General features: G+C 69.7%; 2 protein-coding genes. Both read right to left on the bottom strand.

What is annotated here, in order from left to right; all coding sequences use genetic code 11:
• On the bottom strand, positions 1-208 hold a 208-nt coding region (locus CVO76_RS05430; RefSeq protein ID WP_279628596.1), incomplete at its 3' end, for a transaldolase family protein.
• Positions 209-267: 59 nt separating this feature from the next.
• Positions 268-2,205 (bottom strand): transketolase family protein (locus tag CVO76_RS05435; RefSeq protein WP_244186219.1); only part of this gene is annotated, 1,938 nt, incomplete at its 5' end.

Raw genomic sequence — 2,205 nt, forward strand, 5'->3', positions numbered from 1 at the left:
CGGCCTCCGCCAGTGCCCCGACCTGGGAGGCGTAGGACTCGCCCTTCTTCAGAGCGGCGGCGAAGATGCTCGGGTTGGTCGTGACGCCCACGACGTTGCGGTCCTCGATGAGGTGCTTGAAGGCGCCCGAGTTGATGCGCTCCCGTGAGAGGTCGTCGAGCCAGATGGATACGCCGGCGGCCGAGAGGTCAGCTGTGGGTGTTGACATGGTGTGCTCCTTGTCCGCTTCCGCGGAATGTGTGCTGGATTCTGACGGAGGGTGCGGGACTACTGATGGTCACCGGTCTCGGTGGCACGGTGGCCCGACGGCATCGCCGCGGTGCCGTTCGGTGCCAGCGGATCGGTGGCCACGGCCTCGAGGGAGTCCTTGGCGGCCGCGACGACGGCATCCGCCGTGATGCCGAACTCGCGGTAGAGCGTCTTGTAGTCGGCGGAGGCGCCGAAGTGCTCGAGCGACACGCTGCGTCCGGCGTCGCCGACGATCCCGTGCCAGCTCTGCGAGACGCCGGCCTCGACGGACACGCGGGCGCGGACGGTGCGCGGCAGGACGCTCTCGCGGTAGGACGCGTCCTGGGCGTTGAACCACTCCAGGCACGGCATGGACACGACGCGCGCGGAGATGCCCTCCGCCTCGAGGGCCTCGCGGGCTTCCACCGCGAGCTGGACCTCGGAGCCCGTGCCGACGAGGATCACGTCGGGCGATCCGTTCCGTGCTTCGGCGAGCACGTAGCCGCCCTTCGCGACTCCCTCGACCGAACCGAACGTGTCACCCTCGGCTGCGCCGTCGCCCCGCTGGTAGGTCGGGATGTTCTGCCGCGTCAGCACGATGCCGGCGGGGTTCTCGGTGTTCTCGAGGATGGTGCGCCAGGCGACGGCCACCTCGTTCGCGTCGCCCGGGCGGACGACGTCGAGTCCCGGGATGGTCCGCAGCGAGGACAGCTGCTCGACCGGCTGATGGGTGGGGCCGTCCTCGCCGAGGCCGATCGAGTCGTGGGTCCAGACATAGATGGCCGGGACGCCCATGAGCGCGCCGAGGCGCACCGCGGGGCGCTGGTAGTCGCTGAAGATCAGGAAGGTCCCCGAGAACGCGCGGGTGCTGCTGTGCATCACGATGCCGTTCACGATGGCCGCGGCAGCGTGCTCACGGATACCGAAGTGCAGCACGCGGCCGTACTCGTTGCCCGACCACGACTTGGTCTGGCGGCTCGGCGGGATGAACGACGGCGATCCCTCGATGGTCGTGTTGTTCGACTCCGCGAGGTCGGCGCTGCCGCCCCACAGCTCGGGGAGGGCGGGGCCGATGGCCGTGAGGACCTTGCCGGACGCGGCACGCGTGGACATGTCCTTGCCGGCCTCGAACGTGGGGAGGGTCTCCTCCCAGCCCTCGGGCAGGGTGCGGGCCTGGATGCGCTCGAGGAGCGCGGCCTCGTCGGCGTGTGCCGCCTTCCAGGCGTCGAAGCCCTCCTGCCAGGCGCTGTGCGCATCGGCACCGCGCTGCACGACGCCGCGGGCGTGGTCCAGGACCTCCGGGTCGACGTCGAAGTGCTTCTCGGGGTCGAAGCCGAGGGCTTCCTTGAGCGCTGCGACTTCGTCCTTGCCGAGCGCGGAGCCGTGGATCTTGCCGGTGTTCTGCTTGTTCGGCGCGGGGTAGCCGATGATCGTGCGCAGCGAGACGATGCTCGGCTTCGAGGTCTCGTTCTTCGCGGCGACGAGCGCGGAGTAGAGCTCGGCGACGTCCTCGACGTACTCGCCGGTCTTGGTCCAGTCGACGCGCTGGGTGTGCCACCCGTACGCCTCGTAGCGCTTCAGGACGTCCTCGGTGAAGGCGATGTCCGTGTCGTCCTCGATCGAGATGTGGTTCTCGTCGTAGATCACCACGAGGTTCCCGAGCTCCTGGTGGCCGGCGAGGGACGAGGCCTCCGCCGTCACGCCCTCCTGGAGGTCGCCGTCCGAGGCGATGACCCAGATGGTGTGGTCGAACGGGCTGGTGCCGGCCGGTGCGTCGGCGTCGAACATCCCGCGCTGGCGGCGCTGGCCGTAGGCGAAACCGACCGACGTCGCGAGGCCCTGGCCGAGCGGGCCGGTGGTGATCTCGACGCCCTTGGTGTGGCGGTACTCGGGATGCCCGGGCGTGAGGGAGCCCCAGGTACGCAGTGCCTTCAGGTCATCGAGCTCGAGGCCGTACCCGGACAGGAAGAGCTGGAT

Origin of the sequence: Arthrobacter agilis (assembly GCF_002953615.1) — a bacterium.
GTDB classification, from domain to species: Bacteria; Actinomycetota; Actinomycetes; order Actinomycetales; family Micrococcaceae; genus Arthrobacter_D; species Arthrobacter_D agilis_B.